Annotated in this window: 11 protein-coding genes; 9 read left to right on the forward strand and 2 right to left on the reverse strand. The window is 50.9% G+C overall.

Translation table 11 applies throughout. From position 1 onward, the window contains the following. Positions 1 to 82 precede the first annotated feature (82 nt). From thiI to ABEA08_RS13980, 5 genes are all read left to right on the forward strand, one after another. Positions 83 to 1,543: a tRNA uracil 4-sulfurtransferase ThiI gene (thiI, locus tag ABEA08_RS13960; RefSeq protein ID WP_345335948.1), complete on the forward strand. Its 1,461-nt coding sequence runs from the start codon at positions 83 to 85 to the stop codon at positions 1,541 to 1,543. 168 nt (positions 1,544 to 1,711) lie between these two features. Further along, positions 1,712 to 2,770 carry a 3-deoxy-7-phosphoheptulonate synthase AroG gene (gene aroG / locus ABEA08_RS13965; protein ID WP_345335949.1) on the forward strand — a complete coding sequence of 353 codons (1,059 nt, stop codon included), beginning with the start codon at positions 1,712 to 1,714 and terminating at the stop codon, positions 2,768 to 2,770. 166 nt (positions 2,771 to 2,936) lie between these two features. After that, positions 2,937 to 4,019, forward strand: a complete 1,083-nt coding sequence (locus ABEA08_RS13970; protein WP_345335950.1) for an efflux RND transporter periplasmic adaptor subunit — start codon at positions 2,937 to 2,939, stop codon at positions 4,017 to 4,019. Beyond that, positions 4,016 to 7,111, forward strand: a complete 3,096-nt coding sequence (locus ABEA08_RS13975; protein ID WP_345335951.1) for an efflux RND transporter permease subunit — start codon at positions 4,016 to 4,018, stop codon at positions 7,109 to 7,111. Before ABEA08_RS13970 ends, ABEA08_RS13975 begins: the two co-directional genes overlap by 4 nt. A 198-nt stretch (positions 7,112 to 7,309) precedes the next feature. Next, positions 7,310 to 7,915 (forward strand): peroxiredoxin, encoded by a 606-nt coding sequence (locus ABEA08_RS13980; RefSeq protein ID WP_345335952.1) that lies wholly within the window; start codon positions 7,310 to 7,312, stop codon positions 7,913 to 7,915. A 319-nt stretch (positions 7,916 to 8,234) separates the two neighbouring features. On the opposite strand, the gene ABEA08_RS13985 is transcribed toward ABEA08_RS13980, so the two are convergent. Next, entirely contained in the window at positions 8,235 to 8,933 is a 699-nt protein-coding gene (locus ABEA08_RS13985; RefSeq protein WP_345335953.1) for a TetR/AcrR family transcriptional regulator, read from the reverse strand. 317 nt (positions 8,934 to 9,250) lie between these two features. Between ABEA08_RS13985 and ABEA08_RS13990 the strand changes: the two genes are divergently transcribed. Next, on the forward strand, positions 9,251 to 11,050 hold the full coding sequence (locus ABEA08_RS13990) for an aryl-sulfate sulfotransferase (RefSeq protein ID WP_345335954.1): 1,800 nt from the start codon (positions 9,251 to 9,253) through the stop codon (positions 11,048 to 11,050). Positions 11,051 to 11,108: 58 nt separating this feature from the next. Here the strand turns inward: ABEA08_RS13990 and ABEA08_RS13995 are convergent, their stop codons facing one another. Continuing rightward, the gene (locus ABEA08_RS13995) at positions 11,109 to 11,411 is read right to left on the reverse strand and encodes a hypothetical protein (RefSeq protein WP_345335959.1); all 303 of its coding nucleotides are present in this window, start codon (positions 11,409 to 11,411) and stop codon (positions 11,109 to 11,111) included. 208 nt (positions 11,412 to 11,619) lie between these two features. Between ABEA08_RS13995 and ABEA08_RS14000 the strand changes: the two genes are divergently transcribed. The 3 genes from ABEA08_RS14000 (at position 11,620) to ABEA08_RS14010 (ending at position 16,127) form a co-directional block, all read left to right on the forward strand. Continuing rightward, a complete protein-coding gene (locus ABEA08_RS14000) occupies positions 11,620 to 12,882 on the forward strand; it encodes a hypothetical protein (protein WP_345335955.1) in 1,263 nt (420 codons plus the stop codon). Positions 12,883 to 12,995: 113 nt separating this feature from the next. Further along, entirely contained in the window at positions 12,996 to 14,258 is a 1,263-nt protein-coding gene (locus tag ABEA08_RS14005) for a hypothetical protein (protein ID WP_345335956.1), read from the forward strand. 126 nt (positions 14,259 to 14,384) lie between these two features. Beyond that, a complete protein-coding gene (locus ABEA08_RS14010) occupies positions 14,385 to 16,127 on the forward strand; it encodes an aryl-sulfate sulfotransferase (RefSeq protein WP_345335957.1) in 1,743 nt (580 codons plus the stop codon). Positions 16,128 to 16,511 lie beyond the last annotated feature (384 nt).

Raw genomic sequence — 16,511 nt, forward strand, 5'->3', positions numbered from 1 at the left:
CGGAAGTTATTGCTCAACTCTCGCTCAGGCGCGTGGGCTAGGGTATACTCCCGCGCCTTTGTAAGGCAGTGACAGGCACATCATGAAATTTATCGTTAAGCTGCACCCGGAAGTGATGATCAAATCCAAACCGGTGCGGATCCGCTTCTCCAAACTTTTGGTGTCCAACATCCGCAACGTACTGCGTAAGGTGGATGAGGATATCCGGGTCAGATTTAACTGGGATCACATCGTCGTGACCTGCCGCACCGAGCGTGACGGGCTGCGCGATGAGCTGGTGGAGCGTCTGTCCTGTATTCCAGGGATCGCCTATTTCTTGGAAGTTACCCAGCACCGCTTTGACAGCATCGATGATATCTATCAGGCGTGTCAGTCGATCTTCGCTGACGAGCTGGCCGGTAAGACCTTCTGTGTGCGAGTCAAGCGCTCCGGTAAGCATGAGTTCAGCTCGCTGGACGTTGAACGCTATGTCGGTGGTGGCCTGAATCAGAACACCGATGCGGCCGGGGTGAAGCTTAAAGATCCGGACATGACCATCCACATCCAGATCGAAGAGGATATCGCCTATCTGGTTGAGTGTCGTCACCCGGGCCTAGGCGGCTTCCCGATCGCCACGCAAGAGGATGTGCTGAGCTTGATCTCCGGCGGCTTCGATTCCGGCGTGTCCAGCTTCCAGACCATCAAACGGGGCGCCCGAACCCACTATTGCTTCTTTAATCTCGGCGGCGCCGAGCATGAGCGTGGTGTGCAGGAGGTGTCCTACTACCTGTGGAATAAGTTTGGCAACTCCCACAAGGTGCGCTTCCTGTCGGTGCCGTTTGAGCCCGTAGTGGAAGAGATCTTAGAGAAGGTCGACAACGGTCAGATGGGCGTTGTGCTCAAGCGCATGATGATGAAGGTGGCAGGCAAAGTGGCGGATCGCTTCGGCATTCCGGCGCTGGTGACCGGAGAAGCCATGGGCCAGGTGTCTTCGCAGACCTTGACCAACCTCAACGTGATCGATCGCGCGACCGATAAGGTGGTACTGCGTCCTTTGATCACCTGGGATAAGCAGGAGATCATCGATCTGTCCCGCACCATCGGTACCCTGCCGTACGCTGAGGTGATGCCGGAGTATTGTGGCGTGATCTCCAACAAGCCAACGGTTAAGGCGATCCTAGCGAAGATCGAGGCGGAGGAAGCCAAGTTCTCCGACGATCTGGTCGATCGTGTGGTGGAAGCCACCCAATACTACGACATCCGAGATCTGGCGATGGTGGGTAAGATCGAAAGCGACAAGGTCGAGATGGAAACCGTGGCCACACCGGGCTCCGGTGAAGTGGTATTGGATATTCGTGCGCCGGAAGAGGAGGAGGAAAGCCCTCTGGAGTTGGTGGACAACGAGGTGGTGACCCTGCCCTTCTTTAAGCTGGCCAGCCAATTCTCGGCATTACCGCAGGATAAAACCTACCTGTTGTATTGCGATCGCGGCGTGATGAGCAAACTGCAGGCGCTGTATCTGCAGGAGCAGGGCCACAGCAATATCAAGGTCTACCGTCCGTAAGCGGACCGATGACCGACAAAGGCGGATCCGGCAGGGTCCGCCTTTTTTGATCCCGGGCCGAGTAATTGGTAAGAAATAAAACCATAAGCAGCCGTATGGATGGCCAATGCAGGAAAAAAGTGTGGTACGGTGAAGGTTAAATAACAAACTGCACACCAAGGAAGCGCTATGCCATACCGTAATGATGATGTCCGTATTAATGAGATCAAGGAGCTGTTGCCGCCGGTGGCGATCCTGGAGCGCTTCCCGGCCTCGGAAGCGGCGGCCAATACGGTGTTTGCTGGACGGCAGGCGATCTCGCGGATCCTAAACGGCGAGGATGATCGGTTGTTGGTGGTGATCGGTCCTTGCTCTATCCACGATCCGAAGGCTGCACTGGAGTACGGCCAGCGCTTGGTTGCCCTGCGTGAAACGTACCGTGATTCGCTGGAGATCGTGATGCGGGTGTACTTTGAAAAGCCGCGCACCACGGTCGGCTGGAAAGGGATGATCAACGATCCCGGTATGGACGACAGCTTCCGCATCAATGACGGCCTGCGGGCGGCACGTAAGCTGCTGCTTGAGCTCAACAGCATGGGGCTGCCGACGGCGGGCGAGTTTCTGGATATGATCACGCCGCAATACCTGGCGGATCTGATGTGCTGGGGGGCCATCGGCGCCCGTACTACCGAGTCTCAGGTCCACCGAGAGTTGGCGTCCGGTTTGTCTTGCCCAGTGGGCTTTAAGAATGGCACCGACGGCAACATCAAGATCGCCTTGGATGCGATCCGTTCAGCCAGCGCCTCGCACCACTTCCTGTCGGTAACCAAATACGGTCACTCCGCCATTGTTGAAACCGCTGGGAATCCGGATTGTCACATCATCTTGCGCGGCGGCGATAAAGGACCAAACTACAGCGCTGAGCACGTTGCGCCGGTGGTGGCGGACATGGAGCGCGCCGGTGTGCGCGCTAACGTGATGATCGACTTCAGTCATGCCAACAGCGAGAAGCAGTTTCAGCGGCAGATGAATGTGGGTCAGGATGTGTGCGGCCAGATCGAGGGCGGTGATCGCGCCATCGTTGGCGTGATGATCGAGAGTCATCTCAATGAGGGGCGTCAGGATCTGGTCGACGGCAAGGCTCTGAATTACGGCCAGAGTATCACCGATGCCTGTATTGGCTGGGATGACAGCGAGAACGTGCTGGGCCAGCTAGCGCAAGCCGTTCTGGCCCGCCGTAAGGCTTGATACTGACCCCAGATACCGCTCCCCAATACAACCGCAGCGCCCAGATGCTGCGGTTGTCATGAAACTGACACCAAATATTCCCTCTCTTGCCGCAATCACCGGCTACCCTCGCGCCTTGCCCAGATCCCATAAAAAGACTGCCTATTAAAGGCGAGCAGGTGTTGTGATGTTTCATGCTTTCTTCTCTGGTTCGTTGTGCCTATTGCTTCCCCTGTTGAAGCAAACGTTCAAGTACACCATTGCGCTGCTGCTGTGTGCTGTTGTGCTCTATATGCCTTCATCGTTTGCCTTCGAGCCACGGGCACAGCCGTTGGTTAGGACCGTTTTGGTGGAGCCACAAGCTTGGGGGCAGCCACTGGAGTCTTTGGGTACGGTGTACGCCAATGAACAGGTGATGTTGGCGAATCGGGTGAATGGTTTTATTGAACAGGTTCACGTTGAACCTGGACAAAAAGTAGTTCCAGAACAGTTACTTTTCAGTCTTGAACGCGCTCAGGAGCAAGCCCGCCTAGTGGAGGCGCAAGTGCAACTCGATGATGCGCAGCGCCAGCTTGCCGAACTGTCTCGGTTGGCCAAACGCCAAGCTGTTTCCGCTTCAGCGTTGCAGGCTCAACAGGCTTTGGTCGAACAGTCTAAGGCCCAGCTCGATGCTGCTCAGGCGACCCTTAACAATTTCCGTGTACACGCTCCGTTTGGTGGGGTCATCGGGTTGGAATCTATCAGCCCTGGCCAGTATTTTCGTCGAGGATTTGATGTCTTATCCTTGACCAACTTAGACAGCTTGTACGTTGATTTCACATTGCCAAGTAAGTACTTGGGGCAGATCCAATTCGGCCAGTCGCTGGCGCTGAGCTTCGATGCTTATCCGGAGCAAGTTGTCACGACCGAGATCGCACTGATCGATCCTGTGGTTGATGCGCACAGCCGCAATGTACGGATCCGTACCCATTTGGCCAATCCTGATCACCGTCTGCGTCCGGGAATGTTGGCTCGAGTTAAGCTATTGGCTGATGAGCGAGAAGCAATAACCGTGCCCACGAGCAGTCTGTTTTATCGTGGTGCACAGGCCTTTGTGTTTGTCGTCGAACGGGAGCAAACAGCACGCCAAGTGGCGGTAGAAACGGGCCAAGTTATCGGTACCACAACGGCTATCGTGTCGGGCCTGGATCCGACACAGTGGGTGGTGAGCGAAGGGATCAACAAGGTGCGAGATGGCGGTAAAGTGCGGGTGCAGGAGCAAGGGTTGTGATCCTGTCAGAATTGTCGATCCGTCGGCCCGTGGTGGCGTGTGTGCTCAACCTGCTGCTTATCGTGTTTGGTGTGCTGGCTTTCAACACCCTAGCTCTGCGCGAGTATCCTGATGCTGCGCCACCCGAGGTGTCGATCCGGGCCAGTTATCCGGGAGCCTCTGCTGACATTATGGAGTCACGAGTCACCAAGGCGATTGAGGATCAATTGTCTGGGATCCGAGGTTTACAAACCATTGAGGCGAACAACACCGATGGACTGACTCGTATTGGCCTGGAGTTTTCTGCCGGGATCGACATCGATACAGCGGCCAACGATGTGCGTGACGCTGTGGCAAAAGCTCAGCGTCATCTACCTAGTGGTATGAACCCGCCAGTGGTGGCGAAGGCGAATGCCGATGGTGATCCGGTTATCAGCGTGGCCATAGGCTCTGACCGAATGTCGTTGGTGGCGCTGGGGGATCACATTCAGCGTCAGTTGCTCAACCCGCTGAGCTTGGTCGATGGGGTCAGCAGCGTTGAGTTGCGCGGTTATCATCCCTATGCGTTGCTGGTGCAGTTGGATCCAGCGGCGATGGCTTCTCGCGGTGTGACAGTCGCAGACATTGAACGGGCGTTGAGGCGAGAGAACATTGAGGCTCCGGCAGGAAACCTATCCGATCCCGGTCGGAGCTACAGTCTGCGCTTGCAGCGGGGTTACCAGAGTATCGATGATTATCGTAACCTGCCAGTGCGTCGTAATGTCGATGGCAGTACTCTGCTGTTGTCAGACGTTGCTCACATAGATACCGGCGCAGCGGACAGCAGTCAGTTCTTTCGGATCAACGGTCAGGATCAGATCCTGATGGAGTTCATCAAGCAATCTGACGCCAATACCCTGGAGGTGGTGAACAATATTAAGGCGGCGTTGGATCGGATCACCCCCTTTCTGCCGGAAGGCATGACGGTGACGCAGATCACGGATGCCTCTGTGTTTATTGATGATGCCATCGAGGAGGTGTTTACCACTTTATTGGTGGCAGCACTGCTTGTGGTTGCGGTGATCTACACTTTCCTTGGCAGCGCCCGGGCAACGCTTATCCCCGCGGTGAGTGTGCCGGTATCGCTTCTGGCAACCTTTGCTGTACTGGCCCTGTTTGGCTACTCCATCAACTTGATCACCTTGTTGGCGATGGTGCTGGCGGTGGGGTTGCTGGTGGATGATGCCATTGTGGTGCTTGAGAACATTCAAAGTCGTATCGAGCAGGGCGAGCTCCCGCTGGTGGCGGCCTATCGGGGCACCAAAGAGGTCGGCACCGCAATTATGGCGACCACGGCAGTGTTGGTGGCGGTATTCCTGCCGATCACCCTGATGGACGGAACTGCGGGTTTGTTGTTTCGCGAGTATGCGGTCACGCTAGCGGCCAGTGTGGTGATCTCCTGTTTTGTCGCGCTGACACTTGGGCCGGTTTTGGGTAGCCGCTTGCTCAGTGCAAATGTGCGGCCGGGCTGGCTGACGCGGCAGATAGGGCGAGGTCTGCTCGCCCTGGAGTTGGGTTATCGTCGCTTGTTGGCTTTGATGCTGCGCTTTGCTGTTGTTCCCGTGTTGGCGGTGATCTTGGCCATGACCTTTGTTGGACATGCTTATCAGTCGGTCCCGAAGGCGTTCGTCGATAGTGCCGACCAAGGGATCCTGCACGCATCATTGCGTGGTGCTGAAGGAACAGGAACAGCGGCCATGCTGCCATTGCTGAAAGAGGTGGAGGTACTTCTGGCCCCTTTGATGGAAGAGGATGGTCCCGTGGCGGCGATTGCGATCCGGACCCCGACCCTTCGGGGTGAGCACGAAGCCCGGATCGCCTTCGATTTACGCCACTGGGATCAGCGCAAGCAGAGCGTACATGAGATCGCGGCTGAGGTGCGACGTTTGCTGGCTCCGGTGGCGGCCCTGCAAACCCGCGTCATGGTGCCAGCAGCGATCTCCGGTAGATCGCAACCGCCGGTTCAATTGGTGATCGGCGGTGGCAGTTACGAGCAAATGGAACAATGGTCTTTGCGGCTGCTAGAGGCCGCTGAGACTAATTCATCTCTGGTCGGGCTAGACATCGACTACGAGCCAACCACACCGAGGATCGCCACTACCATCAAGCGTACCTATGCTCGCGAGTTGGGGATCCCTGTGTCCGAGATCGCCACGGCATTGGAGACGGTATTGGGGGGACGCAATATCACCACCTTTGTGGAGGATGGCGAGGAGTATGACGTTCATGTCCGCTCGGATCGGGGCGACTTTAATGCCATGGCGGAGCTGGCACGGATCCAACTGCGCAGCGATCAAGGCGAGATGATCTCACTCGATACCTTGGTGGATCTGGCCATCGAAGGTCAGCCTAGCCAACTGCGTCACTATAACCGAGCCAAGAGCATTACCCTATCCGCTAACCTTGCCGACGGTTACACCTTGGGTGAGGCACTGGATTTCCTTGAGCAGCAAGCCATTGCCGTATTACCTGAGCGAGCCACGGTGAATTACAAGGGAGAATCGCTGGAGTTCAAGCGGGCCAGCGGCTCAATGATCTTGCTGTTTTTGATGGCGCTGTTGGTGGTCTATCTCATTTTGGCGGCTCAGTTTGAGAGTTTTATTCACCCGTTGGTGATCCTCTTGACCGTGCCCCTCGCTCTGACCGGTGCGTTTGCCGGCATGCTGCTTACTGGACTGGTTCTGGATCTTTACGTGCAGATCGCTCTGATCATGTTGATCGGCCTGGCCACCAAGAATGGGATCCTTATCGTCGAGTTCATCAACCAATTGCGCGACAGAGGTGTGCCTTACCAACAGGCCATCATCGATGGTTCTTGCGCGCGGCTGCGGCCGGTATTGATGACCGCGCTCACCACCTTGGCCAGCTCCGTGCCGTTGATCTTGGCCAGCGGTGCGGGGGCTGAGTCGCGCAGCGCTATCGGTATTGTGATTTTCTCCGGTGTACTGGTGGCAACGGTCATGACGCTGGTGATTGCCCCTGGGATCTACCGCTTGTTGGCGATAAAAACCGGTTCTCCTGCAGCTCAAGGTCAACGTCTTGATGCGGCTTTGGATAAGGCGGCCAAGGTGTGATCTGTGGTGGGCTTACCAACCCTCTTAATGGAGCGTCTGGTCTGCGTTATTCGGTTTTATCTATTAACCCAATTGAAGGAACGCGTTGGTCAGCGGGAATAGCACACCGTATTATCTACCTATCGGTTAACAGCCGGCCATATAAAAGAATTTTTGGATTAAAAACAAATTAAATCGTATTCGGATTGGAGAGATATTATGGGTGTTTTAGTGGGTCGCAGTGCTCCGGATTTCACGGCAGCAGCAGTATTGGGTAACGGCGAAATTGTAGACAATTTCAATCTCGCGACTGCGATCAAAGGCAAACCAGCGGTGGTGTTCTTTTATCCTCTGGATTTTACCTTCGTATGCCCATCCGAATTGATTGCGTTCGACAAGCGTATTGAAGAGTTTAAGAGTCGTGGCGTTGAAGTGATTGGGGTCTCGATTGACTCTCAGTTTAGCCACAACGCATGGCGTAACACCAAGATCGAAGACGGCGGTATCGGCCAGGTTCGCTACCCACTGGTTGCCGACGTGAAGCATGAGATCTGTCAGGCGTACGACGTAGAGCACCCAGAGGCGGGCGTGGCATTTCGTGCCTCGTTCCTGATCGATAAAGCGGGGCTGGTACGCCATCAGGTCGTAAACGACCTGCCACTGGGCCGTAACGTTGACGAGATGCTGCGCATGATCGACGCGCTGCAGTTCCACGAAGATAACGGCGAAGTGTGCCCAGCTAATTGGGAAAAGGGTAAAAAGGGAATGGATGCATCGCCTGACGGCGTTGCTCGCTTCCTGTCCGAGAATGCTGACCAGCTTTAAGCTATCGCATTAAGAAAAGCCGCCCCTCGGGGCGGCTTTCTTGTGTTTGTTTTTCGTGAATGATTGGCAGCGCGGGGAGGATGTGCTAGCGCACCGCTCAGTGTTGGCGGCTGTGTTGCGGGGCTTTTGTGCTGACGCACGGTAGGTTTGCCGGGAGCGGCCCGGCGGCTTGATCTACCAAAAGAGCTGGGGCTCCGCCCTACACCCCTTTCGCGTTCTCGCCCTGAAGCTGTCCCGAGGATGAATTGATCAACAACGCCACTGTCAGGTCAAATCTGGAGTACTACAAATAATAGTTATGATTGGCGATTGTCCCCGTTTATATAATAGCTAAATCACTCTGGTCGACCAAAGTTCGACAGTGTGTTTCAAGATGTTTTTTATCTATGCTGTCAGTTTTTGGTTCCCAGCATAACTGCCTCATAATATTTATCATTATCTCTAAGTAATGAGCGCTCGTTTTTTGTTCCTGCCCTCCTCGAATCATTGGGTTCTGCAAAGAAACGACGCAGCCGCGTTGATAGCAAAAGAGTTGATGTCTCACGTCGTTACAGATTTTGTTATCAGACAACAATCCACCTTTAATCCGTGCATCGTCCCAAAGTTGCACATGCTGCGCATGTAAGAGAGCATAGCCACCTTCCATTTGCATCTTCAGCGCTGGCTCTGCATTTTCCCAAAGGCTACGGTTAGCAAGCATGAAATTGAGTCCATCACCTCTATCGTGATGTAAACTAAACATTATCAGAACCAAATTTACAGCCAAAATCTTTTCATAGTAGGAAAGATTACTCTGGCTTATCTCTTTTCGTAAGGCAATTGTCGCTTCTAAGCGCTCAAGGTAGAGCGAGATGAGCAAGCTCTCTTTACTAGAAAAGTGAGAATACAAAGAGCCGGCAGAGATATTGGCGGCTTTCGATATGTCACAAAGTCGAAACCCGATGATCCCTTGCTGTTGAATGATATTCTTGGTGATGGCTAACAAGTTGTGCCTAGTTTTATCTCTTTTCCGCTTCATCTGATCCCATCTTTAGTTGTTTCCGAGAATTTCTCAGCGCATTGTCAGTTCATTGTCAGTTCATTGTCAGTTCATTGTCACATGGGCAACTCATTGCCACCAATCAAATCCATATGATTCACCGTCAACCTCACAACATCAAAAGTCGAGCGGGAATAACTTCTCATTGGGGTCGTTATTCGTTGCGAGTGGGCTCACGGTTGCTTACTCGACTTTGGTCCTAAGTATTTAATAAATGCTAGGTCTCGTTTCAAAAACAAGCTCACAACTAACCTGTTCGGGACATCTAAAAAACGTTATAAAACGGGGAGATATCTGTGCATAAGCTTTCAACAGTTACTATCGCGACCTTGGCTATATTATCGTTCACTTCGGTAGGGGCTCTCGCAGCTGAAAAAAGTAGTATTGAAAAAGTACGTGGTATGGCGACCTTTTCAAAACAAAGCGATGCGATAGGCAGAGTTCAAATGAACAAGTATGGGCTTGCCCCTCTTACTGCCATCATTGAAATGCCCTCCTGGCGAGGCGGGATCAGCGATGTTTCAATCTTAGTGAAGGGTAAAGGGGATAACGGCGTTGATCTACGCTATGACGTCTCCCAATCGGAGATCCTGCATCACAGCGGGATCCCGGTATTTGGTCTCTATCCGGAACACCAAAATCAGGTTGAAGTATCATGGAAAGAGAACAACGAGGCGCACAGCCACACCTACACTATGCGCACTGGAGCAGTCTCATTTGTTCCTCTTGCCAACGGATGGGCTAACCATCCACAGGGCGAAGCGAAGATGGTGGCCGATGAGCGGTTCAAGGACCGACTCTACTTAGTTGATGGCTTTGGCGATGGCAGTTTAGCTGCCGTGGTATCACACAACAACCCAGGCGCACCTGGAGCGGGTCTATGGGATCGCTCACCAACCTTGATGATTTTTGATACCAATGGCGATCTACGCTGGTTTATGGATTATCAGAAATTCCGTGATGCCGAACACTATCGTAAGACCGGCTACGTCATGGGTGTGAAGCAAGTTGGCAAGGATCTGGTTTGGGGGGCAGGGCAAGCCTACCACCGCATGAGCCTGATGGGCGAGCACGTTTTTTCTCGTAGTTTGCCAGGCAACTACTCCGACTATTCCCACGATATTCACCACCGTCCCAACGGCAACATGCTGATGCGTGTTGCCAAAAAAGAATACCTCAATGATATGGGTGATATGGTAAGCACCATCCGGGATCATATCATCGAGGTCGATCCTAACGGCAAGGTAGTCCACGAGTGGGATCTGAACTCTATCTTGGACCCTTACCGTGATATCACATTGATGGGCCTAGATATGGGTGCAGTGTGTCTCAATGTGGACGAAGACCAGGCTAGCCAGACTGCCGACAAAGATCAGTTACGCTCCGCACCTTATGGCGACATACCTGGTGTAGGCACGGGCCGAAACTGGGCACATATTAACTCCGTCACTTACGACGAACTGGATGACTCCATCATCATTTCCGTCCGGCACCAGTCCGCCAATGTCAAGATAGGCAGGGACAACGAAGTGAAGTGGATCCTCTCCGCTCGCGGCGGCTGGAAGGGTGATCTCGCCAAGAAAGTCCTGCAGCCGGTGGACAGCAAAGGTCGCAAGATCGACTGTACCGAAGCAGGTAAGTGCCCGAATCCGGACGAGTTCGATTTCACTTGGACTCAGCACACCGCCTACATAGGTAAAGACTCCGGCAAGCGCCACTTCAACCTGTTCGTATTGGACAACGGTGACGGTCGCTTCAATGAGCAGCCGGTCATGGCAGAGGAGAAGTACACCCGTGGTGTCGAGTACAAGATCGATCAGAAGAAGATGACCGTCCAGCAAACTTGGCAGTACGGTAAAGAGCGGGGCTATGAGTTCCACTCTCCGGTTACCTCACTGACTCAATACAATAGCGACAAAGACTCCAACCTCATCGCATCCATGTCAACAGGGCTGTTCACTGGTAAAACCGTCGGCAAGGTGGTTGAAATCCCCCACGGAGAAGATGAACCAGCGGTTGAGATCTGGGTACATGGAAATGCACCAGGAACACCTGGATATAGAGCAAGCGTCATCATCCCCCCATTTGCTGATTGAATGAACAAGGGCCAATTATCTATTGCAATGCCGTTCGGATAAGCGTTGTCGCTTATATCTAAGCGGATAGCGACAAGGTATATAAAGGACCGGTCGTGGAAACACACGGTCCTTTCTTTTTGGCGGTAGGATAAAGATGCTTTACATCTGACCACATTTTCTTGAGCTTGCCACGTAGCTTTTGGAGCCGGTGTTGTTGATCAAGTAAATCAAGAGATAACTCAATTAAAAAATTGGTCATCAGACGGGTATGACTAAACATCAATGTTAATGAGCCTGTGTTGACTATGCCTTCACCAACTGTGATACGCACAACTTGCATTTTTATGAAGCTATACGGGTCGGCAAGTTTAATTTTCACGGAGTGGTTTTGACAGTTTTCGTTTCTTCGGTGTCACTCAGGGTAGTGCATCTTAGCGCATTTGTAGCCTTTTTGAACGAATTGTCTTGGCGTGTTTGCTCACAGTTTTACTAGCGCATCAGGGTTTAAATACAAGTTGCGTTAAGTAAGTATTAAAACAAAATTGGGAGGTGTGAGGCACCTCACCTTGTACATATTGGAGGAATATATGTTTCGCTATGGATTGGCTTTACCTGCCGTATTACTCGCGCTTTCGCCTGTTGCGGTAAATGCTACCGAAGGTAGTGCTGCGTTAAAAACTCGATTCCAGTATTACGATTATGGCTATTCTAAAAGTAGAGACTTCAAGGAAGCGCCATTAAACCTTGAGTTTCAATACCGCTCAGGTATGTATGACGACTGGATAGGTCTCGATTTTCATGCATATACTACCTCGATGGTTAAAGGTCTGAGCAACAAGGATGATGAGCTTGGTTATACTGGTGGTAACATTCATCCAGATGGTGATACGATATCCAATATTGGTGTTTTCTATCTAAAAACCCAATTTGATGTCGGTGACGGTAAATTACGTATCGGAGCCGGTAAAAATAGGCGTTGGTATCGTCTTTATAATGAGCAGCTAATTCGAGTAAACAATAGCGCCACCCGCGGGATTGATTTCGACTATAAAAGAGGCAATGCCCACTACTATGGCATGATGGTAGATAGGTTTCAGGACAAAACATCCGGTGATTATTTAGATCATTTCTATGGCCTTGATGGTGAGGAGCTCAAGTTTGTTGGCTTGCTGGGTACCAAAGGCAACTTGGGAGGTTTTAATTATACCTTTGAGTATATGAATTCCTATGAGTTCCTACAGCGCAGTTTCTACTCCTTGGATCATGATGTATCCGCGATATCAACCAACGTACAATTGAGTGGAGTTAATATATTTGGCGCGGGTGAACACTTCGACCTTGAGAATTACGAATCCGGTTATGTTGCCTTAACGAGTCTGACAACGTTCGATACGGGAACGAAGTTGAAATTCTCTGGATACCAAGTATACGGGGGTGACATGTATCAACTCCATGCTCGAGGAGGTTCCAGTTCACGGTCGATGTCGCATCATGCGGCGCCGGGCGGTGAGGTTCCGATGTTTGAGGATGAAAGAGTATTCTATGCACATATAAATCAGGATTTTAGTAATATCCTGTGGCCCGGCCTGTCAGGCTGGATACAAGGTATGTGGAGTCATAATGCAGAAGGGTTTGATGATTACAAACGCCGCGAGGTTGTGAGTCGAATCACTCAGGATTTCGGCAAGCTGAACCCTGCCCTGAAGGGTTTGAGTATCAATTATTTCCGTCAGTATCAATATGTCGGTGGTGAAGATAACGGCTATCGTGACGGTAAAGTCAGTAATCTCGGATTCTTTGAGGATTACAAACTTAATAGAATCACTCTGGATTATACCATCCAGTTTTAGATAAAACATTATATCGGCGTAATTTAGGCCTGAAAAGGCAATCTAAGTAAGGTTGCCTTTATCTTAACAACTTAGAGCTTTGCTTAAATAACAATAATGACTTGGAGTTCTTGATGGTAAGGCGAGTTTTACCCTTTTTTTTGTTTGTGTTGATTGGTGCCCCTTTTGAAGGAAATGCTACCGAGGGTACGGTGGCTCTAAAAACTCGTGCACAGTATTATGATTTTAATTATAGCGAATCGCGCAATTTTAGAGAGGCCCCCTATAATTTGGAGTTCCAATATCGCTCTAAGATGTACGGTGACTGGTTAGGGCTCGATTTTCATGCTTACACGACAGGTCTTGCCAAAGGCTTGAGTAGCAAAGATGATGAAAGAGGGTATGTGGGTAAAAATTTGGAGAGCGATGGTGAAACGCTCTCCAACATCGGTGTGTTCTATTTGAAGACTCAATTTGATCTTGGCGATGGTAAATTACGCATGGGTGCTGGTAAAAACCGGAGGTTTTACAAACTCTATGGTGAGGATCCCATTCGAGTTGTTAATAGTGCAAGTCGTGCCATTGACCTAGATTATCAAATTGGCGGATCACATTATTATGGGATGGTCATGGATAAATTCCAGGGATATTCTTCAGGGGATTATCTGAATTATATGTATGGGCATGACGATACCAAGATCTCGCTATTAGCCTTGCTAGGAAGCAAAGGCAAGTTTAAAGAGCTGGATTACCAGTTCGAATACTCTAACGCTTTAGATTTCTTACAGCGGAGTTACTTTTCATTAGGCTATGATATCCCTTCGATGTCGAGTACTGTTCAGTTAACTGGGGTCAATGTTTTCGGTGCCGGGGATAAATTTACTTTAGAGAATGTGGATTCAGGTTATGTGGCTATCACGACTCGGACGGAGCTTAGTGCGACAACCAAGTTGAAGATGTCCGCCTACCAAGTCTATGGTGGCGATATGTACCAGTTTAATGGCCAGATTGGTTCAACAGCTCGAGTGATGAGCCACCATACGATCTTGGCGGGTGATGTGCCATTATTTGAAGATGAAAGGGCCTATTTTGTCAATCTTCATCAAGACTTCAGTCATGTATTTTGGCCTGGTTTATCTGGATATATTCAAGGGATGTGGAGTGAAAATGCAAAAGGGTTTGACGATTATAATCGATGGGAAGTAGTTAGTCAGGTCTCACAAGATTTTAGTCAATGGGTGCCAGCCCTGAAGGGACTTAAGTTGTCCTATTGGATCCAATATCATCGGGTTAACGGGCAAGATAACGGCTATCGAGATGATAAGGTTAGCAACCTTTATCTTTTTGAAGATATGACATTTAATAAATTTACCTTAGATTATACAATTCATTTCTAGTTATGTTACCAAGGGTTAGGGCGCATGAAATATGCCCTAACCGATGCGCCTAATATTATTTGTGTAATCTATATGAAATACTGATTTACTTACCAAACATTTATAGATAAATACTAAGGAAAGTACATGAAAGGTTTAAAGCTCTCAGTTCTTACTCTGGCTATCTCTACGCCATTGATGCTTTCAGCAGCCTCTATCCCGCCGGCACCCGCCGCCGGTGAACTGGGCCGTGTCGTCCACAATCCATACAACTATGCACCACTGTCGGCCGTGATCGAAACCGCCAATAAAAACGTCTCCGACGTCAAGGTGACGGTCAAGGGCAAAGGTGCAAAAGGCATAGACATCAGCTACGAGGTCGGACCCAAGTCGCTATTAACCCATGATGGCATTCCTGTGGTTGGTATGTACGCCAACTTCCGTAACACCGTCGAAGTCAGCTATAAGCTCGATGGTAAGTCAACCCACGAAACCTACACCATTCAAACGCCGGCAATCAGTGATATTGCCATCGACAACCGCAGCCTGGGCAACCTTCAGGCCGTGGAGGTAAAAACCGTTGCACCGGGCTTTGAAGATCGCCTCTATATGGTCAACTCATTCACCTACAACCCCAATGGTGCCGACCTCGCATGGCGCGACGGTACCGGCGCCGCTAACTTTGATTTGGCCCCCAATGTCTACATCATCGATACTCAGGGTGAATACCGCTGGTGGCTGGATCAAAGCTCAATGTACGACATCAACGGCCGTGATATTGACAAGCGCGGCTCGCTAATGGGGATCCGCCCCACCGAGCGTGGCAGTTACACGTTTGTTCGGGGCCAAAAACTGTTTGAGATGGATCTGACCGGCCGTATGGCCCGCGATGAAAGATTGCCTCGTGGTTATCAGGACGCCACTCACGAAGCCGTAGAGATGCCCAATGGTGATGTGTTAGTTCGTGCCGCCAAGCGCAACTATCTGCGCCCCGATGGCACCATCGTTCACACGGTACGAGACCATATCCTGCAGATCGACCCCAAAGGCCAACTGGTTGATGTCTGGGATCTCAACACCATCCTGGACCCCATGCGTGATGATTTCTTAGTCAGCATGGACGCTGGCGCAGTGTGCATGAACGTTGATACTGAGCAGGAAGGACAGACTGTTAAGGTTGAGCCTGACGCCCCTTATGGTGATATCCCCGGTGTCGGTACTGGCCGTAACTGGGCCCACGTTAACTCCATCGCCTATGACGAGAAAGACGACAGCATCATCATCAGCTCGCGTCACCAGTCTGCCGTCATCAAGATCGGACGTAATAAGGAAGTAACCTGGATCATCGCCGCCCGCGCCGGCTGGAATGACGAACTCGCCAGCAAGGTTCTGCAGCCGGTCAATAGCAAAGGCAAGAAGATCAACTGTACCGAAAACGGAAAATGCGAAGATAATTTCGACTTTACCTGGAGCCAGCACACCGCTTGGATCTCCTCGAAAGGCACCATTACCGTCTTGGATAATGGTGAAGCTCGACATATGGAGCAACCCGCACTGCCTAGCATGAAGTACACCCGCTTCGTTGAGTACAAGGTCAATGAGAAGCAAGGCACGGTTGAGCAAGTTTGGGAATACGGTAAGGAACGTGGTTACGATTGGTACAGCCCAATCACTTCCGTCACCGAGTATCGTCCGGAAACCGATACCATGTTTGGCTTTGGAGGCTCCATTGAGATCTTCAATCCAGAGCAAGGGACTCGAGGTAGGATCAATGAGATCGACTACAAAACCAAAGAGGTGAAGGTCGAGATCGATGTGTTTAATACCAAACCACACACACCGCACTACCGATCTCTCATTGTTGAGCCCAACAAGATGTTTAGTGAATAAGCCTAAAACATTATAAGATGGCAGCACAAATGTGCTGCTATCTTATTTTTTTTGCGGAAAAGCGCAAGATAAGTTTATTGGTTGGGCATATTGTGAATGCATAAACAATTATAACTGGATACAGTAATGGCCATAAGATTAAAAATACGTAACTCGAGATAGTCAAAGCTGCTCGCAGGGTTATTTCCGAAAATGGATTGTGTCTTTTCATTTTAAGGGTGTTGCCAATGAGGCGAAGATAAGCACCAGTACCCTACGGCGCTGTTTTAAGGAACTGTTGATCACGTCAGCATCCCTTCTTCGAGCCATGCTCTGGATGTTTCAAGTTTCCGCTGAGTCACAATACGCCACCAACCGAGGTAGTTACTTAAGTACTCAGTACCT

Origin of the sequence: Ferrimonas pelagia (assembly GCF_039543565.1) — a bacterium.
In the GTDB taxonomy this organism is placed as follows: Bacteria; Pseudomonadota; Gammaproteobacteria; order Enterobacterales; family Shewanellaceae; genus Ferrimonas; species Ferrimonas pelagia.